Here is a 24,457-nt window from a genome sequence, read left to right as displayed (position 1 = left end):
AATTGCCGTAATAAAATCAGGGCAAAGCCCCATCTGACGACTATGGACGTCGGCGCAAATCGCCTACCATCGGCCTCGCGTTTGTGGACCCGGGGATGCCGAAAACAACTCATCGCCTCACCGCAATCACTGCCTCGAATATCAAGAAGCCGGGCCTCTACCCGGATGGCGCCGGGCTCTATCTTAGGGTGAAGCCGAGCGGGTCGCGCTCCTGGGAAATACGCCGAGACTGCTTTCGTATTGTTACTTGTTATCTACGATCGAGCGCCCAGGCCCGTTGATGACGCCGCTTCAGAGGCAGACTTTCACCCGAAGCCGAGCGCAAATTGCGCTACGACAGCGGCGTGATAGGACCCCGGCGGATTGCTGATCTTAGAATAGGCTACCGCCTCGTCGCCGAGCGACTCGTTGTGGACTTCAATCGATCGGAAGTAGCCATAGAGCGTATGGCTAGCGAGGATGTGGTCCAGCATTTGCTGGCGGCCATGGTGCAATACGCTCCATCGCCGGTCGGCGGCAATCGCGCGGTCGAGCACGATGAGGCTCTGCCCGCTAAGCTGCCCGTTGCCGGTGTCTTCCTCCGCGCCCATCGCGATCTTGAGCGGCGTTTCATGATCCTCGGCGTTAAAGTCACCTGCGACTGCTATCAATAGGTGCGGATCCTCGGAGAGCATTTGATCTATGAGAAGGCGCAGTTCGAGGGCCTGTGCCGCTCGTCGAACGGCGGCCAGAAAGTAGCCTTCGGCCCACGCCGATACAGTTTTCCAAATGAAAGGTGCGAGTTTCTGACCGGCGATGGTGGCAGCCAGGGGCGCACGAAGATGCAGATTGACAACGGTGAGGCGCCGTCCGTTGCCAGCGTCAAGATCGGTGACGAGTATGGGGCGATCAAAGCGCAGAGGCTTATAGTCGGTGTCGGCGGGCTCGGCCGTCTGCACAGAATGCTGCAGGGGCGGCACGAGGCTATGGCGCACCTCGCGTGTCGAAAGTAGAGGCAAGCGGGAGAGCGTTACCAGATTATGGACATCGGCGACGCCGTGCCCATCTGGACCCGTAGTCGAGACGCGGTGGTACTCAGCGTACGGTGTTCCGGCCAACAACTGGTCGAGCGCAACAAGCGCGCGCTCCGCCTGTCCACGCACTGGTTGGCCATTGACCTCCTGCAAGCAGAGCACATCAGCCTCAAGCCGGGCAAGCGCCGGTCTTAATATCTCCGCACGAACTTCCAGCGGAACATGCGCTTTGGGAGGCAGATCCAAGCTCTCCAAGTTGAATGTCGCAATCCGCATGGCTTTAGGCCCGCCTTCGCGTTTATTGCATGCTAGCTGGACGTCGAATCCGACGCCACCCTACACCCGTGACCTAAATGGGACGATGGGATTACGAAGACAGAAAAGCACACAAATTAAATCATATTTGGAAATCTGGCCGCTCTTACAGAGCAAAATCGCGCAGAGCGGCTCGCTCGTAGCGTTGATGTGCATCAAGATATTCGGCGACCCATTTGGCTGCAATTTATTTATCTGGAAGGGTTGAAATCCAGCCAGTCTATAGCGGCTCCCGGTCCAAGGTGAGCAACAGTCTCGAGATGGAATAAGGTGGAACCATTATCGCCAAGACGGGTCGAGGAGCGCCTTCCGTTTGCGGAAAAAGTCTCGTTTCTCACTCGAGCATCCACTTATCATCTCAACGCTGGCGAGGTCGTTTCCGTTCGCGAGACTCACATGTCATGGGTCTTCCTAGCCGGCGACAAAGCCTACAAATTAAAGAAGCCCGTTCGCTTTCCCTATCTCGATTTCTCGACGCTCGCGCAACGCGAAGCTGCTTGTCGAGCCGAACTCCGTTTGAACAGGCGGCTCGCTCGCGACATTTACCTAAACGTGGAGCCCCTGGTTATTTCGCGCGATCGTCTCTCAATCGGCGGCACCGGCACCATCGTCGATTGGCTCGTGGTTATGAGGCGTCTCGATGAGCAGTTGACGCTTGAACACGCACTCACCAACTCAAGAGTTGAAACACAGCAGCTCGATCGGCTCGTGTCGACCCTCGTCGGGTTCTATCGCCGCACTCAACGCGTCTTTATCCCTCCCGCCGTGCAAATACGCGAATGGCAGCGAAGCCTCAACGAAAACTCTCGCATCCTCCTCAATGCGCGTCTTGGGCTCTCTTCGGCCACCGTACGCAGGGTAGATCATGCTCAGCGCGCATTTCTCACCCATTGCGCTCGGACGCTGGAGGAGCGCGTTCGCAAACGCCGCATTCTTGACGGGCATGGAGATTTGCGTCCGGAGCACGTATGGCTCACCGATGGCATCAGAATTATCGACTGCCTGGAGTTCAACGCACGACTGAGAGCCGTCGATCCGTTCGACGAATTGGCGTATCTCAGTGTCGAGTGCGAACGTCTTGGCGCCGCATGGATAGGCGACTACTGCCACCGCAAAATCGCGCAAGGATTGCACGATGATCCGCCGGAAGCGCTATATCGCTTCTATCGCTGTCACCGGGCAATGCTGCGGGCAAGGTTGGCGATCGCTCACTTATTGGAGCCTAATCCGCGAACTCCGGAGAAATGGCCGCGAGTCGCGAAAGCATATCTGGACATCGCGGCGGCCGACGCGACCCACCTGCAGCGCTTCATCAAAAAACGACAAGGTGCGTTAGCGGTTGCCCATTTGCCAAACAGGCTACCGCCTCGGCAAGCAGGGAGGCTGAAGAAATGACGTGCACTTTTTGCGCAGCTAGCCGGAGATCGAGTCGAAATGGCGGTATTGTATCTGTAACGGCCACGAACTCGATTGCGGGTTCTGCAAGTACCTCGGAAGCGCCAGCCATGAACAGTCCGTGTGTTACCAGCGCCAGTACGCGACGCGCGCCGGCTTTGCGCGCAGCGCGCGCCGCCCGCAGGAGTGTACCTCCCGAACTAATAAGATCATCAACGATAAGAGCGGTCGCTCCCTCGACATCGCCGACAAAAAGATCGCCTGAGACGACGCCAGCACTCCGGTGCTTATCGGCAAAGGCTTTGCCAATGGGCTGACCGAAAGCCACCTCCAACGTCTCACGCAGAAGTTCGGCTCGCTTCGCTCCGCCAGTGTCGGGAGAAACGATGCAAAGTTTCTCACCCTTGAACTTCCTCGCATAATCAGCGAACAGGGGCGCGGCCGTAAGCGTGACAGTCCGGCAGCGAAACGCGTTTTCAAAAGCCATGGGGTTGTGAACGTCGAGAGTAACGATCGCATCCACGCCGACAGCCTCGAGTATCTCCGCCACGTAGCGTGTGGTTACCGGGTCGTTCGGCTTGGTCCGACGATCTTTTCGCGCATAGCATAGATAGGGCGCCACAACGGTTACGCTGGCGGCGCCGGCATCTTTCAGCGCTCCCACAAAAAACAATAGCCGACAAAGTTTATCATTGGCGCTAGCCGTCGGCCCACTGTGAAGGCTCTGGATGACATAGACGTCCATACCCGAAACGGGAACGAGTGGACGCGCCTTGTGTTCCCCATCTTCAAACTCGCGCTCTTCATGCGCACAAAGGGGCAACTCTAAAGCCGCCGCAACCGCCTTCCCGAGGTCAGCTGAGGCCTGGAGGGCGAACAATCGAGTCTGATCCGAATTCATCGGCGGATGAGCGTCGCACGGACTCCAGAGTCGGAAATCGGCAGTCATAAGCATGCCCTCTCGGCTTTGACGCTGCCATCATGTGGCAGCTTTCAATAAGCGCGGCCTGGATCGTCGGCGTTGCGGAATATCAATGCGTCGTCAACGTTTTCTCTTATCATAGATGACAGCAAACGCTGGATCTGTGATGTGGCAAGCAATCTGGACATCTCAAAATTAGCGGAAATGCATTGCGTTGACGAAGTTACCACCATTGCATCTCATGCAGCGGAGGCGATCTTGCGTTTTGATCCAGCAGCAGCCTCGAGACGCTTTAAAAGCGATGGCTCGCCCGTTACCGCAGCAGATGAGGCAGCGAATGCCATCATCATCGAGGAGCTGTCTCGTCTTCTTCCAAATGTACCAATTGTATCCGAGGAAAGCGCCCTTTCCAAAGGAGCTTCTTCGGCTCTTACCTCGTGTTTTGCCCTTGTCGATCCGCTCGACGGCACACGAGAGTTTCTCGCATCCCGAAATGAGTTTACCGTCAACATTGCGCTGCTGGTAGACGGCGCCCCACTCGTAGGCGTCATCATTGCGCCTGCGCGCGCGCTCGTGTGGCGCGGGGTCGCCACACGAGGTGCGGAACGATTCTGTCTTTCGCCAGGCGCAAACGTCAGTGAAGCGACGCAGAGAATACCTCTCAATACGCGCCGGCGGCTGCCCGAGGATGGCCTTGTAGCTGCGGTCAGCCGCTCCCACTTCGATTCAAGAACCGCAGCCATGCTTTCCCTGTTGCAGGTCGACAATGAGACATCGTGCGGCTCATCGATCAAGTTTTGCCGCATCGCGGAGGGAAGCGTGGACATATACCCGCGACTCGCGCCGACCCACGAGTGGGATATCGCCGCCGGACACGCGATCGTCGCGGCAGCAGGAGGTGTGGTGATCGCACCAGACGGCAACCCGCTCGTTTACGGCCGCGCCGATAATGAATTCATCGTGCCAGCGTTCATTGCTCTGGGTAATCCTGCGATGAGCAGAGTCATTCTTGCAATCACAGCATCAGGGTGAACAGGAATGACGCCTACCCGATCTCCTGAAGCGGTTACGCTTTTTCTCGCTGGCGATGTCATGACGGGACGAGGCATAGACCAGATATTACCGCATCCCGCGGACCCGCATATTTACGAAAGTTACGTGAGGTCGGCAAAAGATTACGTGCTACTAGCGGAGCGACGCAATGGGCCCATTCCGCAGCCGGTTTCCTTTGAGTACGTCTGGGGCGATGCCCTTGATGAGCTGAACCGCCGTCGGCTCGACGCCCGAATAATCAATCTTGAAACTGCGATTACAAACAGTGCCAGCGCGGAGCCGAAGGGCATCAACTACAAAATGAGTCCAGCGAACGTCGGCGTCATCCGCACGGCGGGGATCGACTGTTGCGTGCTTGCAAACAATCATATCCTCGATTGGGGTCCCTCCGGTTTGCTCGAAACGCTTCACACCCTAAATCGAGTAGGTGTGCAGTTCACGGGCGCAGGTTGTGACGCCGCTCGCGCGACAGCACCAGCAATAGTGGATCGCGGTAACTCGCGGCTATTTGTTTTTTCCCTCGCCTGCGTCGATTCCGGAGTTCCTCACGAATGGGCAGCTGGCTCCGAGAGGCCGGGTATTAATCTCGTGCCCGCACTGTCGGGCGATGCAGCAGAAGAAATCATCGAGCGCATCCACACAGCGGTCGGGAAGAAGCACCCAGTTATTGTCTCAATTCACTGGGGAGGAAACTGGGGCTATCCCGTACCGGAGCAGCACAGGCTCTTTGCGTACCGGCTCATAGACGCCGGCTGCGTAGATGTAATCCATGGTCATTCTTCACATCACGCCAAGGGAATTGAAGTTTATCGGGGTAAGCTCATTCTTTATGGCTGCGGTGATCTGATCAACGACTACGAAGGTATCGAAGGCTGGGAACAGTACAGAAGCGATCTGGCGCTCATGTATTTCCCGGCCATCCGCACGACGGACGGCTCACTTGCTGGGCTAGAAATGACTCCACTGCAGATCCGGAACATGCGGCTCAATCGAGCCGCGAGGACAGATGTGGAACATCTCGCAAGGATTTTGAACCGGGAAGGCAAGGTCTTCGGTACCGAAGTGCTTATTGAAACGGATAACACCTTGAAGCTCAAATGGTGACGCAAGAATGAGCCGACATATAGAACCCAAAGATTAATCAGTGTCCGCAGAGCGCAGGTTCGTGGTTGCTGACAATGATGAAATTTATTCTCGGTCTTTATTATCGGTCAATGCACTGCAGGCGGAACGGGACTTGGAACGATGTTATGATGTGTGCGTTTCGCATGCTTGAAAGATCCGGGGGCCAGCGGCGGGAACCTCGATGTCGTCGTGAGGCAATGTTAGCTCTGATCCAGGCGCGAGGAAGAGACAGGTTTCAGCAACTTAAGATATGAGATTTTACTGTGATGCAGGTTCCTATCCAGGTTGTTTTCGAACATATCAAGCCCGTTGACTACATCGATGAGCGCGTACGCGAAGAAGCCAAAAAGCTCGAGCAGTTCTACGACCGCATCACATCCGCACGCATCGTAATAGGGCGGCCGCAACATCGGCACCATAAGGGGGACACCTATAGTGTCCATCTCCATTTCACGATCCCCGGCGCCGCCGATATTGCGATAAGCCGGGATCCGGCTGCAACGGGACGACATGAGGACGTTAATGTTACGATCTCGGATGCCTTTGCTGCTGCGCGCCGGCAGCTACAGGATCTCGTGCGACGGAGGCAGGGACAGATCAAAACACATGAGCAGCCTCCCCACGGGACTGTGAGTTCACTCGAGTCTGCGCGTGATCACGGGTTTATCAGTTCTGCAGACGGTCGCGAAATCTACTTTCATCGCAATAGTGTCGTTGGCGATAAGTTCGATGATCTGGAAGTTGGACAGGAAGTGCAGTTCGCTGAAACGATGGGGGACAAAGGGCCCCAGGCAACGTTCGTCCAGCCGGTTCGCTCGCGGTAGGTATCCTCTAGAATGACTTGATTTCTACTGACGCTTGCGCCAATCGCTGGTAGAGGTCACGCCGCCGTTTCAATGGCCACCAGTCATACAGAAACGTCTCAATCGGCTTCCAATTTGCGACCCAGCCAACCAGAATCAGGCTCTCGGCGATAATGCTCGCCATCGGTCCAGTACCCAAATGCATGCGCGCGAGCTGGCTGCCAAGGAGGCAAACGACGAGCACTATGGAGCCGATCAGCAAGTAGCGGCGACCTATCCGGAAAAGTTCGTTGAGTTCACGCTGTTGCATCGAGGCGCGTTCCGCGAAGTAGTTGGCCAGCGCAGCGCTAAGCCCTCGCTCCTGTGCTTTGCGAGCTTCTTCTTCCGGAAGATGCACGATAATGCGAAGCGATGCGTCCGAAGGAAGTTCACGCGCCCAGCCGACGATGTATTCTTCAGCATCGCGATCGAGGTCACGTTCGTGGAATGGTGAAGGATCGAGTGAATTGAAGAGCTGCGCAAGCTCTCGAATTCGAATTTCGATAACCGCATTCTCCCTTGCCAAAGCTTGCCTCGCACGTATTGGTGGTCGCCCGTTTCACCGTTGAGCCATAGTGAAGATGCCCAAAAGACTGCTGCAATCGCCGCGACCGCTGTCGTGCCGGGTAAAATCGCCGGCCGCGAATATCTCTTGCGTGTTTGTTATCAATTAACATGAACGACGATCTCTTGACGCCGATCAAGGTCGTTGATCTATCATCATGGGATCAAGGAAAGGGATTATTTTTCTCCCGGGTACTTGGCAGTGGCGCAGCGCTCAAACGCACGTTCGCCAGCTTATCTCTATGTGAATTGAAAACATGTACAAACATTTGCTTATTGCGACAGACGGTTCGGAGCTCGCCGGGAAGGCTGTCGAACAGGGGTTCGCCCTGGCGAAGGCGGTCAATGCGAAAGTGACAATCTTAACCGTGACGGAACCTTGGGGAATGGATGCTCCGGCCGAAGTCGCGATAGTCTATCCGGTCGAAGAATACGAGCGGGCTGCAGCGGCGAACGCCAGAAAAATCCTGGACGACGCGTCAGCCGCTGGCATGAAATTACAGATTGCTTGCCAGACCGTTCATGTCAAAGACCAGTATCCCGCCGAGGCCATCGTAGAAACTGCAAGCACACACGGCTGCGATTTGATCGTGATGGCATCGCATGGCCACAGGGGCCTGATGCGCCTCGTGCTCGGCAGCCAAGCTCATCGCGTTGTAACGCAGAGCACGACGTCGGTTTTGATCTGTCGCTGAACAATCTCGCTTCCTGCCAGTTTTCGGCGACTAGGCCAGATCTGGTCGTTCCTCGACATGACGATTGCCGCTCGCGAGGGCGTCATGGCTTGTGAGCGCGGTCATGAGGCGGCCCTCGTTTCCGACATCCTGTCGAACGATGAACTCGACGACCGCTCAAACGATGAGCGTTAGCGCGGCGACCCCACGAGAACATTCATACCGATTTATCTTGCCGCGGCATCATGTGCGGGTGCCTTCCGCGACGCGAGCGATATCGAGCAGCCGAGACACTTCAGCATCACTTGTTTCCGAAAAATCAGCGTAAAATGAACCAACTGCGCCAAAGTCCCAGGGGGCTTCGAGACAGATAATATCGTCCGCTTCTGCCGTCAGAGCTTCGACGGCCTCCGATGATGCGACCGGTACCGCCACAACCGTCCGCTTCGGACCTTGCCTCTTCAATGCATGCAAGGATGCCAGCACCGTTGCACCTGTTGCGATGCCATCATCGACTATGATCGCGGTCTTGCCCTTCAGGGGAATACGGGGACGTCCCTCGACCCACAACTTGCGTCGCGCCTCGATAATGGCGAGCTGACGTTCCGCTTCTTCGCGAAACTCGTCGTCAGTCAGCCCAAGCGCGCGGATGAGCGTTTCGTTGCGAACAAACTCAGGTGCGCCGCCATCAACCACTGCACCGATAGCAAGCTCCGGCTGCATAGGTGCTCCAATTTTGCGAACGAGAATTATGTCGAGAGGCGCCTTCAGTTTTGCTGCCACCTCTGCAGCGACGGGAACGCCGCCGCGCGGCAAACCAAGCACAACGGGATCCGTGTACCCACGTCGAGCAACCTCTGCGGCCAGGAGTTGGCCCGCATACTGGCGGTTCTGAAAGATTATCGTTCCCACGCGCTTAGTCCTTTTTAAAAAATTGCCGGAACCAAGCAGATGCTAGCGAAACAACCGCATCTAAGGTGCCAGGTTCCTCAAACAGGTGCGAAGCTCCGGGGACAATATCGAGGCGCTTCTCGCATCTTAATTTAGTCAGCGCAGCCCTATTTAACTCAATCACAAGCTCGTCGCGCCCGCCGACAATCAGAAGCGTGGGAGCCTTCACTCCGGCTAGCGCTTCACCGGCAAGATCGGGTCTCCCGCCACGAGATACCACCGCTGATACCTGGTCCGGCTGGCGCGCCGCCGCCATCAGAGCTGCGGCGGCACCGGTACTCGCGCCAAACAGCCCCACTGGAAGGTGAGCGACTGCTTCTTCCGCTTGGATCCAATCCAGCGACTCCTCAACCCGGCCTACAAGCAGGGGAATATCGAAGACATTTTGCCGGTCCTCGGCTTCCTCGGGCAACAGAAGATCGAAGAGAAGAGTGGCAAGACCGGCTCGATTGAGGGCGTGAGAAACCGACGTGTTGCGTGGACTGAATCGACTCGAACCACTCCCGTGCACAAAAACGACAACTCCCATCGCGGCTTTGGGCACAGCAAGAAAGCCGCCAAGTCTCCTAGGCAAGATCTCGATTTCTCGCACCATGGATGATCGCATCATATTCGACCAACTCCGCACACTAATTGTTACCACGTAATTGGTATCGGAGGGGCGACATTGTGGAGGATCAAACCGCCGAATGATGCGTGCCACTTAAGGTCATTATGAGCCAGCACGTTAATGTTAGCAGTCGAACGGAAATCACCTGCGAACTAATTTGCATCAAAGGCTGATTACACAGCACTTTTGATGCGTGAAATGAAATTCGTGTTGAGCACGCTAGGCTTTTGAGCCGGTGGCCACCCGTTCTCGGTGATCACATCGTGGCAAGCGTCGAGTCGACGGTCGGAGCATTGACATTGACGTTTCTTGGCACACGCGGCGAGATCAATATTCGCTCTCGCCGGCATCGGCGCCATAGCGCGTTGCTTGTTCAGCGTGGCAACGCTCGCATTATGATTGATTGCGGGGCGGACTGGTTGGGCACGTTGAAGCTTATTGCGCCGACGGCAGTTGTTCTTACGCATGCGCATCCGGATCACGCCGCGGGACTTGCGGCGGGCGCGCCGTGTCCGGTTTACGCGACCAGCGAGACATGGAACTTCATCCACCGCTTTCCCATTCGGGAACGGCGCACGCTGACAGCGAAAAAGGCCTTTAGTATTGAAGGAGCGCGCTTCACAGCTTTCCCAGTCGAGCACTCAATCCGAGCTCCGACCGTTGGTTTTCGGGTGGCGACGGATGGCAAATCCTTCTTCTACGTGCCCGATGTTGCCAGGGTCCTCGACGCAAAGCGCGCACTTCGTGGGATCGATCTCTTTATTGGCGACGGGGCAACCATGACACGCTCGATGGTGCGCAGGAGAGACGGGAATCTAATTGGCCATGCACCCATTGTTAATCAACTCGCTTGGTGCAAACATGCAGGCATTCGCCGAGCGATTTTCACCCATTGCGGATCTGGGATAGTACGAGGCGATGCTCGCAAGTTGAACGCAAAGCTCCGAGAACTTGGTCGCGAGCACGGCATTGATGCTCATATCGCATTGGACGGCGACAGACTCTGCTTTCCGGAGCTGGAACCCAGTCGGCCGTCACGCCGGGGCTGCTTGGAAATTCCCGCGAACTTTAGAAAAATTGGATCGGCTCTAAATTCTAGGTGATTGATCATGAAGGATCGAGACGTTCATCGCGCCGAGCGGCGTCATGACAGCATTAAATCGCATCATATCGAGGAGCACCGTCACGATCCTTACAAGGCCCGCCATAAGCTGACCGAGCCTGCTGTGTGTCCGCAGTGCGGCGCGGTCTTTCAGAATGGACGATGGCAGTGGGTCGAGCGGGTCGCAGAGGGAGCATGCGAGGAACTCTGCCCTGCCTGTCACCGCACCAACGATAAATTCCCAGCCGGCGAAATCACTATAGCTGGGTCATTCTCGAAAGCTCACCAAACAGAGATTCTCGCACTTATCCGCAACACTCAAGAAATGCAGAACACGGAACACCCGCTGTCCCGCATCATCGACATCACCGAGACGCCAGACAAGACAGTGGTGACGACGACGGACATACACCTCCCGCGGCGTATCGGACATGCGCTCGAAAGTGCCTTCAAAGGCGAGCTTGATACGCACTATAATGACGAAGAATACTTCATTCGAATGCATTGGAAGCGGGACACGTGATTCGAACTTGATCGGCGCTCTACGATGAATTTCCAACATGGAGGCGATCATCATGCCTGCGCCGAAAATTCTTGTAGTTTACTATTCGCGATCCGGAACGACGCAGGGGATAGCAAAAGTCCTTTCGGCAAAACTCAACTGCAGTATCGAGGAAATCGTCGAACCAAAGGGCCGGGCCGGCTTTCTCGGATATTGGAGGTCGATTATAGAGGCGCGCCGAAAGCAGCCTGCCAATATTTTACCGGCAAAGAACGATCCTTCGCTCTTCGACTTGGTGATTATTGGATCACCGGTCTGGGCGTGGTCTGTCTCGTCCCCGGTTCGGGCCTATCTCGCCATGAATAAGGCTCGCCTACCGGATGTTGCATTCTTCTGCACCTTCGGCGGGGGAGGCAGCGAAACGGCCTTTGCCCAGATGCAAGACATCGTCGGCAGGCCTCCTCGCACGACATGCGCCATCACCGCCCGGCAGGTGGCCTCTGGCGAAGCCGGTGCGCAAGTTTCCGCTTTTGCCGAGGCACTAAGGAAGCCCCGCAGTCGTTGACGCGCCCGTAAAGGTTGAATCCATTGAGCCTTGAGCGGGACTTAGCGAAATGAATGCATGCAGGGCGATCTGATGGGCTTAATCCGGTGACAGCTCAACGCGTTCGCGGGCCAGATCAGGTTCGCCCGATCGCTCTAAGATGACGGCGCGGCAGCGATCGCGCAGGCGCACCGCAGCGGCGAAGTCGTTGCCATCTGGAAAGAGCGGCTCGCCAACGTCCACTGAGATGCGACCACGGCGTGGGAACCATTGATCGGATCGAAAGATCATGCGCGTGCCGCGGATCGTCACCGGCACCACGGGGATCCCGGCTTGGGTAGCGGCCAGGAAAGCTCCCAGGCGAAACGGTAGCAGCCCCGGCATCCGCGAGAATGTTCCCTCGGGAAGGATTACGAGGCGTACTCCCCGATTAGCAGCGCGTACTACGGCCTCGGTATCCTCGATACCGCCTTTCGGGTCGACCCGACGGACGAAAATTGTTCCAAGGCGCTTCAGAAATGTGCCGGCCACGAACTTCTGGCTAAGTTCATGCTTTGCGACGAAGCTGAACTCGCCGGGAATTGCAGCAATAAGAACGAGACCGTCAAGATAGCTCGCGTGATTAGAGATTATCATCGCACGCTCCTCGGGAATCTTGGACTGGCCCTTCACGTCGAGCGGAATACCCGTGAGGCGCAGGAACGCGTGTCCTCCAGCACCAAGGAGCGCATGACGCAGCCGCGGTCTTGGCAAGAGAACTACAAGTGGCCATAGCACAAGGCCAAAGACTGCCAGCAGCGCCCACCAATAACCGGCGTAGACAAGCTCGGCGCCGCGCCTGGAAGTGCGGCGGACGCGATGCAGGATTCCTTGAAGCGTCAGCCTAGTCAGCTGCAACCAAAGTGCTCTGTTCTCGGCAGTCGTTCCCTCCTCATAGAGGGCCCGCGCTGCAGACCGGCGGATTTTACCGCTCGAGGTCTTCGGCACGGTTCGGGGCGGCACGAGCACGATTTCATCGGGCGGAGTTTCGAGGAGTTCGAGCGAATATTGCTGAATTCTTTCCCTCAGTTGTGCTTTCTGCAGCTCTTCCTTGAGGCGGGTTTCGGCCATTACGACAAGCCGCTCGGTGCCGGTGCGCTCATCATGGCTGGCGAACGCCACGACGCAGCCCTTGCGCACACCCTCGATGTTGCCCACGGCCTCCTCAAGTTCGTGCGGATAGATGTGGCGGCCGGCGCGGATGATTATATCCTTCACGCGGCCCGTCAGAAAAACGTCGCCGCCCGCGACATAGGCGAGATCACCGCTGTCCAACCAGTCACCGTCGAACAGTAAGAGCGTCTTTTCTGGATTCCGAAAGTAACCTTTCGTGACTGAAGGCCCCTTGAACTCTAACCGTCCTTCATGGCGATCAGCGACTTCGCGGCCTGCATCGTCGACAATTCGGATCTGATGCCCGGGCAAGGGATGACCGCAGGCGACGAACTCAAGGGCGGTTGCATCATCGCGTGCCGCCGGGGCAGCCTCGCCATCGACCGTCAACGCGACCCTCTGTACACGATCGACGATCGGAGCGCGGTTGGCGGGCGGAAATGCCAGCCCGACCGAGCACTCTGCAAGGCCATAGACCGGCGCCATCGCCTCGGGCCGGAAGCCGAAGGCATGAAACCGCTCCGTGAACCGCTTGATCGTGCCCGGGCTGACGGCTTCGGCGCCATTGACAACCATGCGCAGTGAGCTGAGGTCGAGACCTCGGAGATCTTCATCGCGCAAGCTTTTCATGCACAGCTCGAAGGCGAAGTTTGGAGCTGCGGACAATGTTGCGCGATGGCGGTGGATGCTCCAGAGCCAGCGTCCCGGATTGGCGAGGAAGGCAAGGGGCGGCATGATGGCGGTTGGCGCACCGAAATAAAGGCTGCCGAGCCAAGCACCTATGAGTCCCATGTCGTGATAGAGCGGTAGCCAACTGACGAATACGTCGCGCGAGCTGGCTTCGATCGTCTCACCCATGGCTCGGATATTTGCTAGCAGATTGGCGTGACTGAGCACGACGCCCTTTGGGTCTCCGGTGCTGCCGGACGTGTATTGGATAAGCGCTGTCGTCTCAGACGACGCAGGCACTGGGGTTGCCAGTTCGTCAGCGCGGCTCAGGTCGGCAATGGTCGTGACCCAGCACAAGTCCTCGGCAAGCCCCATCAAGAGACCACCGAGCGGACGGATTTCCGCATCAGTGATGATGAGTCGTGCCTGCGCGTTGCGCAGGATGCCCGCTTGACGCTTCAAGTGGTCCTCGATCTGGGCACGCCGGAATGGTGGATAGATTGGAACCGGTACGCCGCCCGCCATCAACACGCCGAAGAAAGCCAGAAAGAAGTCGGCGCTCGTCGGCAGCATGATGGCCGCTCGCTCGCCAGGTTGCAGTCCGAGATCGAGCAGGCCAAAGGCCGCGCGGCGCGCACGACGATCGAGATCATCATAAGTGACGATCCGTTCCTCCTCGTCACTCACCCAAAGGCGGATGTGGGGGCGAGAGCCATGCGCGCGGACATGCGCTTCGAGTACCTCGAGAAGTGTGCGGGCATGCGACGGCTCGACGACCTCAGGCAGCTGGGTGCGTCGAAGATCGAACTCGCCGGTAAATTTGAAACCTCCTGGTTTGGCGGTCAGCACTGCATTGAGAAGATCTCTCGATGTTGCAGCATCGCTGATCAACTGCTCCGGCAGACGGACTTTGAATGCTTGGTCGAGGCGGAGCATGAGTTCGGCACGGCCCAGGCTATCCAGGCCTAGGTCACGATCGAGATTACTATCAAGACCTACGTCGAGCTGCATTCCTTTGCGAGGCTGAAGCTCCTGTGCCAGCTCACGCACGATCGCTAGAAGGCGCGCTTCGGCCTCAGTTCGGCCGCCAGGGCTGGCCGCTCCCACGCTCGGATGGTGACTGGTGCCGTTCTTCAACGGAACTCTCCGTAGAAGGATCTTTAATCAAAAATATACTCTCTACGGGGCCGAAGAGACCGCTATGACGGGGATCAATTCACCGAACGGCCACTAAGGCAATTAGGTTTGAGGGCGCCGGATTGTTCCGCGAACGAGTGCACTGCACTCCGAGTGCCGTTGCGTATCGTGAGTTCGATTACTGCATCGGCGCATCAAATCCCGAACGGCACTTGCGGCAGTCAAATTGGAGGCCGGGGGCCGCATGGCCATTGCCCTGCCGATGGTGGCTAACGCCCATAGTAGCCGACGAGATCGGCAGCGCCGATCTCAAGGCCTTTGGCACGTCTAATGATCTCATCGCATGTCGACGTCGCAGAAATCTCGTCGAGGCGCCCATTCAGTGCGCTGAGCCGAAAATGATAGGCGTGTGGCTTGCTCCCGCGGGGAGGGCACGGACCACCGTAACCATAGGTACCGAAGTCGTTAATGGCCTGCATGAATCGCGGGTCACGCATGCCGGACTTGTATTTCGCCTTAAGGCCCGTCTCCTCGGGCGAAATGTTATAGGCAGCCCAATGGTGGAAGGTGCCGCCAGGTGCATCGGGATCCAAGCAGACAACGACCAAGCTTCGCGTGCCAGAGGGTAGGCCAGACCATTCGAGCGGCGGCGATACGTTGATCCCGTCGCAAGTATGTATCTTGGGTATTGTTTCGCCGTGACGAAAGGCTGGCGATGCCAATATGATAGCCATCCAAATCTCCACTTGCAGTCTGGCGATCGAAATCTGATCCTATCACGAACGTTGCGCGCATTGATGAAGTCGAGGCGATCAAGTCACTGCGTAAAAAAGGCACGATTGTTAAGCAATGAGAGGTGGCAGACGAACGCCGCGCATGCTCTTTGCACTTCACTTTCTCAGCATATGCACCGGCAAATCATTGTGGCACGCTCAGGTCACTTTTCGCTATTCCGTGGTGAGATTTGGCGCAGGGAGGTATTGCCGGTCATCCGCGAATTCTGCGGGGTTGAGGGACGTCTGAGCGTTGCAGAATAAATCCTTCCTCCTCATTGCCATTGGACAACCGTATGAACCCCGTCGAAGATTCACGCCCGCGGCTCAAGATCCGCCGTATTAGTCTCGACACCGGGCGCGAGAATGTGGCTGTCATCTCACGACGGTCCACGGCCCTGCGAGCCGAAGTCTTTCGCGCGTTCAGCCGAGTAGAGCTGCGTTTCGGGGCCAAGGTGCTCCTCGCCACACTGCTTGTTACGGATGACGATTCGCTAGTGTGCCCCGAAGATCTCGGATTGGCCGAACCTGCGTTTCACCGTTTCGCACAATCCGCTGGTACTCTCGTGACCATCACACCAGCAGCGCCACCTGCCAGTCTGGATTCGGTGCGCTCCAAGATCCAGGGGCATACACTCAGCGATTTGGAGATCAACGCAATCGTCGATGATCTGACCCACTATCGTTACTCCGATATGGAGATAGCAGCATTCCTGATCGGATCTGCCAGCTTTACGACGACTGACGAGTTGCTCGCATTGGCAAAGGCAATGGCGCAAGCCGGAACACGGCTAACTTGGGAACGACCGATTGTCGTCGACAAGCACAGTATTGGCGGAATTCCCGGTAACCGAACATCGATGATCATCGTGCCGATCGTGGCCGCCCATGGTTTGATGATCCCGAAGACATCGTCTCGCGCAATCACGTCACCGGCAGGTACAGCCGACACGATGGAGGTGCTCGCACGTGTCGACCTCGGCGTCGAAGAAATGAAAGAAGTCGTATCGGCTTGTCACGGCTGTCTCATCTGGGGCGGTCATGTCAATCTCTCACCCGCTGACGACATACTCATCTCAGTGGAGCGACCGCTCAGCCTCGATACTCGCGAGCAGATGGTCGCGTCGATCATGTCAAAGAAGCTGGCAGCCGGCTCGAGTCATCTGCTGATCGACATCCCCGTTGGGCCAACAGCCAAGGTGACGACCGGCGCGGACGCGATGCGACTCCGCAAGCTCTTCGAATTCGTCGGCGATCGTTTCGGAATAACTGTGGAAGTCGCTACGACCGATGGCCGGCAGCCAATCGGTCGAGGAATCGGGCCGGCCCTCGAAGCCCAAGACGCGATGGCAGTCCTCGCATGTCATCCGGATGCGCCCCAAGACCTGCGTGAAAAGTCTCTCCGGCTGGCCGCCAGGTTGCTTGAATATGATCCCGAGCTCCGAGGGGGTGCCGGGTATGCTCGAGCGCGGGCACTTCTGGATAGCGGCGCAGCCCTCAAACAGATGCACAAGATCATCGACGCGCAAGGACCCTCTCCATGCCGGGCTGACCTTGGAACTTTAACTGTCGATATTCCTGCTGCCAACGATGGTATCGTCTCTAGCATCGATTGTTTGTGCCTCAACCGTCTCGCCCGCACAGCAGGCGCACCGATCGACAAGGGTGCCGGTATCAAGATACTCAAGAAGATTGGAGACCGCGCGGAGAAAGGCGAACCTCTCTATCGCATCTACGCTTTGGACCGGTCAGAGTTCGATCTCGCGGTAGCAGCGGCCAAAGTGAATACCGGATATCTCATTGATGGACATTGATCGTAGAGCAGCGGGATGATGGCATGATGCGGGTTGCGATCCAGAGTCTCACGTCGGGGATCATCGATGCGAAAAGGTTGGCGACGAAGCTCGGCGTAGCGGGATACGAGATCGGATTTCATCGGTTTCCTGATGGAGAGTTACGGGTCACGGTGGGACCTGCCGCGCCGGTCACGATCGTCTATGCGCCACTTGATAATCCAAATGACAAGCTTGTCGGTATCCTGATTGCTTGCGAGGCGTTGCGGCGTAACGGTGCCGAGCGGCTCGTTTTAGTTGCACCGTACATGTGCTATATGCGGCAAGATACTGCGTTCCATGCCAATGAGGGGATCAGCCAGCGAGCGATCGGCCGGTTGCTCGCAGGCACTTTCGACCGCGTCATAACCGTAGACGCCCATCTTCATCGCACGAGGGACATCCGAAGCGTATTTCCAGGCATCGAGGCCGAGAATGTTTCTGCTGTGCCTGCCATTGCCGACGCGCTTCGCGCAACCGGTATCGCTCCTGGAACGATTGTAGTTGGTCCCGACGAAGAATCCCGTTGCTGGGTTGGCGACCTGGCAAGTCGGTTGGGACGAGCCTATGCGGTTGGGCAGAAAGTGCGCCGTAGCGACCGCTCTGTCGCGATTTCGTTCACCGATTTAAGCATATTTGCGGGCCGCCCTGTTCTTATTGTCGACGACATCGTTTCATCCGGTGGCACGCTGATCGCTTGCGCATCGGCACTTGTGTCGGCCGGCGCGTCGGCAATCGATGTCATCATCACGCATGCACTTTTCTCGCCAGATGCTCTTCCCTCGTTTGCTTCTGTGGGCATACGATCCGTCCGCTCGACACATAGCGTTCCGCACCCAACGAATGCGATCATGCTCGACGATGTCCTGATGGACGCATTGCACAGGGAAATCATGGCGGCCGGCTGACCATTTATTGACGCCTAACCCCTGCTTGGCTGGGTTATGCCAAGTCCGCAGGAGAAAACGCGATGACCATCACGCTGAGATTTTGCGGAGCGACTCGCACCGTCACAGGTTCGTGCTTTTTCGTGCGCACACCGAAGTGCAATTTCCTCGTCGATTGCGGGCTTTTTCAGGGGCACAAGACGCTTAAGGAGCTCAACTACAGGCCCTTTCCGTTCGATCCCTCGCTCATCGACTTCGTGCTGCAGACCCATGCTCATATCGACCACGCCGGATTGTTGCCGAAGCTATGGAAGTCGGGCTTCACGGGGCCGGTCTTTATGACCCGCGGTACAAAAGACCTTCTGTCTTTCATGCTGCCTGACAGCGGGCATATCCAGGAGATGGACGTTGAAAACCTGAACCGGAGATATGCCCAACGCGGAAAGGCACAGGTGGTACCGATCTACACGCAGGAGGACGCGGAGGCTTGTCAGGATAATTTTCGCACCGTCGAGTACTTGGACTGGACCGAAGTGGGCGAAGGTGTACGAGTCCGGTACTGGAACGCTGGCCACATCCTCGGCTCGGCTTCGATCGAGATCGAAATCGCCACAGGACACGATGATCAACGGCTTCTTCGGCTTCTGTTCTCTGGCGATATCGGTCCTGAACACAAGTTGTTCCAGCCCGACCCAGATGCACCAGCCAACTTCGACTACGTCATTTGCGAATCCACCTACGGCAATCGCAAGAGGACACGGGCGACGGCCGACGAACGGCGCGCCTTGCTGGCACGCATAGTGAAGGAGGCACTGCGCGGTGATCGCATTCTTCTGCTCCCGCTTTTTGCGGTTGAGCGCACGCAGGAAATCATTGCCGACCTAACTCGGCTGCAGCAGTCCGGCGCTATCCCGCGTGTACCAATCTTCCTCGACTCGCCACTCGCGATACGCATAACCAAGGTCTTTCAAAAGCATGCGCAAGAGCTTGAGGAACTCGATATTCGGCCATCTCTGCTGACCAATCCGAACATCCGTTTCACCGAGACGGCCGACGAGAGCAAGGCGATCGACCGCGTGAGCGGAGGCGCGATCCTTATGGCCGCGAGCGGCATGTGCGACGCGGGACGCATTCGTCATCATCTGAAGAGATGGTTGTGGACCGACAAGGCAACCGTTCTGCTTACCGGTTATCAGGCTCAGGGCACCCTCGGACGGCTCCTGGTTGATGGTGTTGAGGCCGTGATAATCCAGGGTGACGCGGTCAAGGTGCGAGCCAACATTGTTCAAACCGACCTTTATAGCGGCCATGCTGACAGTGTTGAGCTTGTGGACTGGATACGTCGACGCCAACCGATCAATCGTGCCTTATTTCTCATTCATGGCGAGGACGAGGAGATCAACGCATTACGCGACGAGATTGTTCAGGGCGGCATGCCGGAAGACCGCGTCATTGCGCCCGTCCTGGATGACGAATTGGAGTTGTTGGCAAACGGTCTGGGAAGTCGGCCCAAGCCTGTTCCGCGCCGCCTCTCGCCGGAGGTAGTCAGTCGCGCGGACTGGCACAACGAACTTGCGCAATTCACGTTGGACTTGCGTGAGCAGTTCGAACGGGCAGCAGACGACCGATCAAGGGGGATCCTCATGCGCCGGCTGCGCAGAGCGCTTGAGGATAAACTGGCGGACTCAATAGAAGAGCCCAAAAATCGGTGATGACGAGCCGCAAATTGCCTGAGCGGGAGTTTAGTGGCGCCGGCGCGCCTTCCACTACTCTCTGATAAAAGGCACAAACCGAACCGGGACGATGGCTGTACTGATCGTCATGCCATCCGGTTTCTTCGTTATTAACATGAGATCCTGAAGTAAACCGCCAACGGGAATAACCATACGCCCTCCTGGTTTGAGCTGTTCGATCAACGCTGGCGGAACGTAATCGGGGGCCGCAGTGACGATGATGGCATCAAATGGGGCATACTCTCGCCAGCCCTTATAGCCATCACCCGTCTTGGCTGTGACATTGGCATAGCCAAGCCGAGCAAGGACGTTTCGTGCGGTGGTCGCAAGCTCTGGGATGATCTCGATCGTGTATACCTCCCGCGCAAGCGCCGATAGGATGGCAGTCTGGTAGCCGGAGCCGGTCCCGATCTCCAAGACCCTGTCCGTATCTTTCACGTGCAGCAACTCCGACATCAGCGCGACGATAAAAGGCTGCGAGATCGTCTGGCCGTGCCCGATGGAGAGCGTTCGGTTCTTGTATGCAACGCCCGCCAGCTCTTTCGGCAGGAACTCATGACGCGGAGTTTCGGTTAGCGCTCTCAGCACGCGTGGGTCAAACTTTGCAATGCCCGTTTCACCAGCGAGTGGCGCTGCCATACTCTCAATTTCTTGGACCATCAGGCGCCGCTCGGTGACGAAATCCTCCGCCGCAACAGCACCCGTTGCAAGTGTTGCAAGCGCAAATGCCGTTAGGATCGATCGTCTCATTACGCTAGCGCCAAACGTCCCTTGACCGCCAACATCTTCGCCGTGGGGCCGGCGAAAACCTCCTGCATACACGCGGCCTGTCGGGAGTTGCGTTACTTCCTTGCGGCCAATCATCAAAATATCCGTGCCGGTTCAGCTTCAACGATAGCTTCAAGGCTGGATCTTGATTTCGTTGACAACGGTATCTATGCCGAAAATGCACCAAGCGTCCCGCTCCGCGGCAAGCCGTTCCGTTTCATTTGGCACGAGGCCGGCGAGTCGAACCGACGTGGCGTGCACATCAACATTGATCTGACTGGCATCCACGAACGGGTCCCTCTCCAGGACCGCGCGGACTGCTTCCGCGATCAGATCAGCGCTATCATCCTCGGGCGGATCGACTTCGATACCGTTAAAGACATCACGCACGCCCGGCACCCACCATGCGATGACGCCAGCTACGCGCTTCGACGTGAGACCCGGAACACGGCCGTTGAGGATCACCACGCCATCCGTCACCTCTATATCGAGCACTCCGAGCACCTTTTCTGGCGCACCGCGCATGAGGCGCAGCTCCCCATTCTCGAGTTCGCGGATTTCCAAGGCTCTGAAGCTCGACTCCTCGATCAGTCCGTTGCGCACATGTACTCGGATTTCCTTGTCCGTCATATGGACCGCCGGTTTGACGTGCAGGCGGTCGACGATACATGTGGCCGAAGGCGTTAGAGCAGCGACGTGCTCGAGGGCAAGTTTCTTCGCTGCAACGCTTGGGACTTCTCCGTCGAGGATAAGCGAGCCATCTTCTTCTATCCTCAGATCGCGAAGATGGAACGAAGGGCCGAGGAGGGGCTCGCTTCTCAAGGTGGAGCGCACCTTGGCGAGGAGCTGTAATTGGTCCTGTTGCGGTACGGGATTTGACTCGAAGTCACTCATGCTGAATTCCCGAATTAAAGCTAGCTATACTCAGCCGACGTACCAGCTCTGAAGTAAGGAGAGGCAAAGCGGCATTCGCGATAAACTCATTCTCAATTCGATCTAATGGCGATGAACTATTCGCGAGGTTCATGCCTTAAACCGCGGAAAGATCAGTAGCGAGAACACTTCGGGAAACGTGTACATGATGAGGATCAATGACTGGCTTCTGAACTCGGTCTCATTTGCAGTTTATTATGGCTGGGAGCTACGCGATGGACTGGCCGGTAATTCGAAAGTCCCATGCAGGCGCAGCGCATCCTCCCTGTCTTGCCGATTACGACGAAGCATGGCGGAGCTTCACTTGGGAGACTGCGAGACAGGAACTCGCCGGGCTCCCCGGCGGCGGGCTCAATATTGCCTATGAGGCAGTCGACCGGCACGTGGCCGAGGGTCATGGCCACCGCGTCGCTCTGCGTTCGATCGGCAAAGGGCGGCCCACCAAGGATTACCGCTATAGCGACCTCGCCCAACTCAGCAACCGCTTCGCCAATGCGCTGAAATCCCTCGGCATCGGCACCGGAGACCGCATCTTCACGTTGCTCGGCCGGGTCCCAGAGCTATACGTGACGGCGCTTGGGACCTGGAAGTGCCGCGCTGTCCTGTCGCCTCTATTCTCCGCATTCGGTCCAGCCCCGGTGAAAGCGCGCATGGCGATCGCCGAGCCCTCGGTTCTCGTGACGACACCTCGCCATTATGAACGTAAGATCCGACCGATCCGTGCCGAACTGCCGTTTTTAAAGCATGTCATCCTCGTCGGTGGCGGTGAAAGCGGACACGATTTCGATCAGCTCATCTCGGATGCTTCCCCGCAATTCGAGATTCCCACGACCGATCCCGAGGATCTTGCGATCCTGCATTTCACGAGCGGCACCACAGGGCGCCCAAAAGGCGCCATGCATGTGCACGCTGCTGTCATCGCTCATCACATGACGGCGCGCTTCGCGCTTGATCTCCACGCTGACGATATCTTTTGGTGCACCGCCGATCCCGGTTGGGTGACTGGGACGTCCTATGGCATCATCGGCCCGCTTACAGTGGGCTCGACGATGATCTCTGACGAGGAGGACTTCGATGCCGAACGATGGTACCGCACGCTCGCCGAGGAGAAGGTAAGCGTCTGGTATACGGCCCCGACGGCGATCCGCATGTTAATGAAAGCCGGGGCGGATTTGGCGCACGAGTTCGACCTTTCGGCGCTCCGCTTCATTGCGAGCGTCGGTGAGCCCTTGAACCCTGAAGCCGTTGTGTGGGGTGAGAAAGCGCTGAAGCTTCCGATCCACGACAACTGGTGGCAGACCGAGACGGGCGGCATCATGATCTCGAACTTCGCGTCGATGGACATCAAGCCCGGATCCATGGGCCGGCCGTTGCCGGGCATTGAAGCCGCGATCGTCGCGCGCACCGAGCGGGGTATCTCCGTCATCGACGCGCCGGTCCGAGAGGGGGAGCTCGCGCTGAAAGGCGGCTGGCCATCCATGTTCCGCGGCTATCTCAAAGAAGACGAGCGCTACGCAAAATGCTTCGCAGACGGTTGGTATCTCACCGGCGATCTCGCAACGCGAGATTCTGATGGCTACTTCTGGTTTGTCGGGCGGGCTGACGACGTGATCAAATCATCGGGCCATCTCATTGGTCCGTTCGAAGTTGAAAGCATTCTCATGGAGCATCCCGCCGTCGCCGAGGCCGGCGTGATCGGCATCCCCGATCCAGTCGCCGGCGAGGTCGTCAAGGCGTTCGTCGGCCTGAACCAGGGCTTTAGCGAAAGCGAGGAATTGCGGAAGGAGTTGCTGGCCCACGCGCGAAAGCGTCTCGGCCCTGCAGTCGCGCCGCGCGAGATCGATTTCCGCGGAAGTCTGCCCAAAACGCGCTCAGGCAAAATCATGCGCCGGCTTTTGAAGGCCCGCGAGCTTGGACTTCCTGAGGGCGACATCTCCACGCTCGAGGGCCCCCAATGACGTCTCAGCGCAGCCCCAAAGTGCACCTTACCCGCGAGCATGCGTTGAAGCTGCTCGGCCGAATGATCCTGATCCGCCGCTTCGAAGAAACGTGCGCCGAGCTTTACGGTGCCGGAAAGATCCGCGGTTTTCTTCACCTCTACATCGGCGAGGAGGCGAATGCGGTCGGTGTCATCGAGGCGCTCACCGCGGACGACGCCATCGTCGCTACGTACCGAGAACACGGCCACGCGCTCGCACGCGGAATTCCGATGACGACCGTGATGGCTGAAATGTACGGAAAGGTCTCGGGTGTGAGCCGCGGCCACGGTGGCTCCATGCATATTTTCGATGCAAAGACTCGCTTTTACGGCGGCAATGCCATCGTCGGTGGTGGCCTGCCGCTCGCCGTGGGGCTCGCGCTCGCCGACAAGATGCAGGGCCGCAACCGTGTCACCTGCTGCTTCTTCGGCGAGGGTGCGGCGGCGGAGGGCGAGTTCCACGAGTCGCTCAATCTGGCCGCGCTGTGGAAGCTCCCCGTCTTCTTCGTGTGCGAAAATAACCGGTACGCCATGGGAACCGCGATCGAGCGCTCGGAGTCGGTCCCCGACATCTGCGTGCACGCGAGAAGCTACGGCATCCCAGCCGAGGCGGTCGACGGAATGGACGTGGTTGCGGTCGAGGCGGCGGCGCAACGGCTGGCGCAGGAAGTCCGATCCAACAGCAGCCCGCGGTTCCTTGAGAACAAGACATACCGCTTCCGCGCCCATTCCATGTTCGATCCCGATCTTTATCGCCCTAAGACCGAAATCGAGGAATGGAAAAAGCGCGATCCCATTCAGCGGTTCAAGGACTGGCTCAAGATGGTCGGCCTGGCAAATGAGGCGGACATCGACGCGATCGAGAAGGACGTGAAGCGCGAGATTGGCGAGGCGGTCTCATTCGCCGAAGCAGCGCCATGGGAGTCCATCGAGGATCTAGTCCGGGATGTTCATACTCCGCGCGTCGAGGTCCACAAGTGACG

Annotated in this window: 23 protein-coding genes; 14 read left to right on the top strand and 9 right to left on the bottom strand. The window is 57.6% G+C overall.

Going from position 1 to position 24,457, the window contains the following annotated elements:
- Window positions 1–305 precede the first annotated feature (305 nt).
- Window positions 306–1,289 (bottom strand): endonuclease/exonuclease/phosphatase family protein, encoded by a 984-nt coding sequence (locus tag G359_RS16430; RefSeq protein WP_045836992.1) that lies wholly within the window; start codon window positions 1,287–1,289, stop codon window positions 306–308.
- Window positions 1,290–1,598: 309 nt separating this feature from the next.
- On the opposite strand from G359_RS16430, the gene G359_RS20165 reads away from it, so the two are divergent.
- A complete protein-coding gene (locus tag G359_RS20165) occupies window positions 1,599–2,723 on the top strand; it encodes a hypothetical protein (protein ID WP_197077593.1) in 1,125 nt (374 codons plus the stop codon).
- Here the strand turns inward: G359_RS20165 and G359_RS16420 are convergent.
- Window positions 2,641–3,603 (bottom strand): ribose-phosphate diphosphokinase, encoded by a 963-nt coding sequence (locus G359_RS16420; RefSeq protein WP_245280073.1) that lies wholly within the window; start codon window positions 3,601–3,603, stop codon window positions 2,641–2,643. The genes G359_RS20165 and G359_RS16420 overlap by 83 nt on opposite strands.
- 141 nt (window positions 3,604–3,744) lie before the next feature.
- Here G359_RS16420 and cysQ point away from each other — a divergent pair, with 141 nt between their 5' ends.
- The 3 genes from cysQ (at window position 3,745) to G359_RS16405 (ending at window position 6,647) form a co-directional block, all read left to right on the top strand.
- Window positions 3,745–4,677 (top strand): 3'(2'),5'-bisphosphate nucleotidase CysQ, encoded by a 933-nt coding sequence (gene cysQ, locus G359_RS16415; RefSeq protein WP_245280072.1) that lies wholly within the window; start codon window positions 3,745–3,747, stop codon window positions 4,675–4,677.
- 6 nt (window positions 4,678–4,683) lie between these two features.
- A complete protein-coding gene (locus tag G359_RS16410; protein ID WP_045836989.1) occupies window positions 4,684–5,802 on the top strand; it encodes a CapA family protein in 1,119 nt (372 codons plus the stop codon).
- Window positions 5,803–6,089: 287 nt separating this feature from the next.
- Window positions 6,090–6,647: an HPF/RaiA family ribosome-associated protein gene (locus tag G359_RS16405; protein WP_045836988.1), complete on the top strand. Its 558-nt coding sequence runs from the start codon at window positions 6,090–6,092 to the stop codon at window positions 6,645–6,647.
- Window positions 6,648–6,654: 7 nt separating this feature from the next.
- Here the strand turns inward: G359_RS16405 and G359_RS16400 are convergent, their stop codons facing one another.
- Window positions 6,655–7,191 (bottom strand): hypothetical protein, encoded by a 537-nt coding sequence (locus tag G359_RS16400; RefSeq protein WP_052699418.1) that lies wholly within the window; start codon window positions 7,189–7,191, stop codon window positions 6,655–6,657.
- Window positions 7,192–7,486: 295 nt separating this feature from the next.
- Between G359_RS16400 and G359_RS16395 the strand changes: the two genes are divergently transcribed.
- Window positions 7,487–7,924: a universal stress protein gene (locus G359_RS16395; RefSeq protein ID WP_045836986.1), complete on the top strand. Its 438-nt coding sequence runs from the start codon at window positions 7,487–7,489 to the stop codon at window positions 7,922–7,924.
- Window positions 7,925–8,146: 222 nt separating this feature from the next.
- Here G359_RS16395 and G359_RS16390 read toward each other — a convergent pair whose 3' ends face one another.
- Both G359_RS16390 and G359_RS16385 read right to left on the bottom strand, forming a co-directional pair.
- On the bottom strand, window positions 8,147–8,815 hold the full coding sequence (locus tag G359_RS16390; RefSeq protein WP_371199076.1) for a phosphoribosyltransferase: 669 nt from the start codon (window positions 8,813–8,815) through the stop codon (window positions 8,147–8,149).
- Window positions 8,816–8,819: 4 nt separating this feature from the next.
- A complete protein-coding gene (locus tag G359_RS16385; protein WP_045836985.1) occupies window positions 8,820–9,464 on the bottom strand; it encodes a dienelactone hydrolase family protein in 645 nt (214 codons plus the stop codon).
- A 299-nt stretch (window positions 9,465–9,763) separates the two neighbouring features.
- Here G359_RS16385 and G359_RS16380 point away from each other — a divergent pair, with 299 nt between their 5' ends.
- From G359_RS16380 to G359_RS16370, 3 genes are read left to right on the top strand one after another with little or no spacing between them, the layout of a single operon-like run.
- Complete coding sequence (locus G359_RS16380; RefSeq protein WP_197077592.1) at window positions 9,764–10,567, top strand: MBL fold metallo-hydrolase; 804 nt, start codon at window positions 9,764–9,766, stop codon at window positions 10,565–10,567.
- A 6-nt stretch (window positions 10,568–10,573) separates the two neighbouring features.
- A complete protein-coding gene (locus G359_RS16375; protein WP_197077591.1) occupies window positions 10,574–11,089 on the top strand; it encodes a BCAM0308 family protein in 516 nt (171 codons plus the stop codon).
- A gap of 37 nt (window positions 11,090–11,126) precedes the next feature.
- Window positions 11,127–11,633: a flavodoxin family protein gene (locus G359_RS16370; protein ID WP_082072974.1), complete on the top strand. Its 507-nt coding sequence runs from the start codon at window positions 11,127–11,129 to the stop codon at window positions 11,631–11,633.
- Window positions 11,634–11,711: 78 nt separating this feature from the next.
- Here G359_RS16370 and G359_RS16365 read toward each other — a convergent pair whose 3' ends face one another.
- Window positions 11,712–14,570, bottom strand: a complete 2,859-nt coding sequence (locus G359_RS16365; protein WP_245280071.1) for an AMP-binding protein — start codon at window positions 14,568–14,570, stop codon at window positions 11,712–11,714.
- Between the two features lie 269 nt (window positions 14,571–14,839).
- A complete protein-coding gene (locus G359_RS16360) occupies window positions 14,840–15,304 on the bottom strand; it encodes a YbhB/YbcL family Raf kinase inhibitor-like protein (protein ID WP_045836984.1) in 465 nt (154 codons plus the stop codon).
- On the opposite strand from G359_RS16360, the gene G359_RS21160 reads away from it, so the two are divergent.
- The 4 genes from G359_RS21160 to G359_RS16345 all read left to right on the top strand — a co-directional run bounded on the left by G359_RS21160 (window position 15,245) and on the right by G359_RS16345 (window position 19,774).
- A complete protein-coding gene (locus G359_RS21160) occupies window positions 15,245–15,607 on the top strand; it encodes a hypothetical protein (protein ID WP_082072973.1) in 363 nt (120 codons plus the stop codon). The genes G359_RS16360 and G359_RS21160 overlap by 60 nt on opposite strands.
- Window positions 15,608–15,639: 32 nt before the next feature.
- Window positions 15,640–17,157, top strand: a complete 1,518-nt coding sequence (locus G359_RS16355) for a thymidine phosphorylase family protein (protein ID WP_045836983.1) — start codon at window positions 15,640–15,642, stop codon at window positions 17,155–17,157.
- 23 nt (window positions 17,158–17,180) lie between these two features.
- Complete coding sequence (locus G359_RS16350) at window positions 17,181–18,083, top strand: ribose-phosphate diphosphokinase (protein WP_156150804.1); 903 nt, start codon at window positions 17,181–17,183, stop codon at window positions 18,081–18,083.
- A gap of 62 nt (window positions 18,084–18,145) precedes the next feature.
- Window positions 18,146–19,774: an MBL fold metallo-hydrolase gene (locus tag G359_RS16345; RefSeq protein WP_045836982.1), complete on the top strand. Its 1,629-nt coding sequence runs from the start codon at window positions 18,146–18,148 to the stop codon at window positions 19,772–19,774.
- A gap of 54 nt (window positions 19,775–19,828) precedes the next feature.
- Here the strand turns inward: G359_RS16345 and G359_RS16340 are convergent, their stop codons facing one another.
- Both G359_RS16340 and G359_RS16335 read right to left on the bottom strand, forming a co-directional pair.
- Window positions 19,829–20,545: a protein-L-isoaspartate(D-aspartate) O-methyltransferase gene (locus G359_RS16340; RefSeq protein ID WP_045838133.1), complete on the bottom strand. Its 717-nt coding sequence runs from the start codon at window positions 20,543–20,545 to the stop codon at window positions 19,829–19,831.
- Between the two features lie 150 nt (window positions 20,546–20,695).
- Entirely contained in the window at window positions 20,696–21,457 is a 762-nt protein-coding gene (locus tag G359_RS16335; protein WP_045836981.1) for a BON domain-containing protein, read from the bottom strand.
- Between the two features lie 254 nt (window positions 21,458–21,711).
- Here G359_RS16335 and acsA point away from each other — a divergent pair, with 254 nt between their 5' ends.
- Both acsA and pdhA read left to right on the top strand, forming a co-directional pair.
- Window positions 21,712–23,454: an acetate--CoA ligase gene (gene acsA, locus G359_RS16330; RefSeq protein WP_045836980.1), complete on the top strand. Its 1,743-nt coding sequence runs from the start codon at window positions 21,712–21,714 to the stop codon at window positions 23,452–23,454.
- On the top strand, window positions 23,451–24,455 hold the full coding sequence (gene pdhA, locus G359_RS16325) for a pyruvate dehydrogenase (acetyl-transferring) E1 component subunit alpha (protein WP_045836979.1): 1,005 nt from the start codon (window positions 23,451–23,453) through the stop codon (window positions 24,453–24,455). Before acsA ends, pdhA begins: the two co-directional genes overlap by 4 nt.
- The last annotated feature ends 2 nt before the right edge of the window (window positions 24,456–24,457 follow it).

Source organism: Hyphomicrobium sp. 99 (assembly GCF_000384335.2).
GTDB lineage: Bacteria > Pseudomonadota > Alphaproteobacteria > Rhizobiales > Hyphomicrobiaceae > Hyphomicrobium_B.
This window is presented reverse-complemented; position numbering and strand designations above follow the sequence as displayed.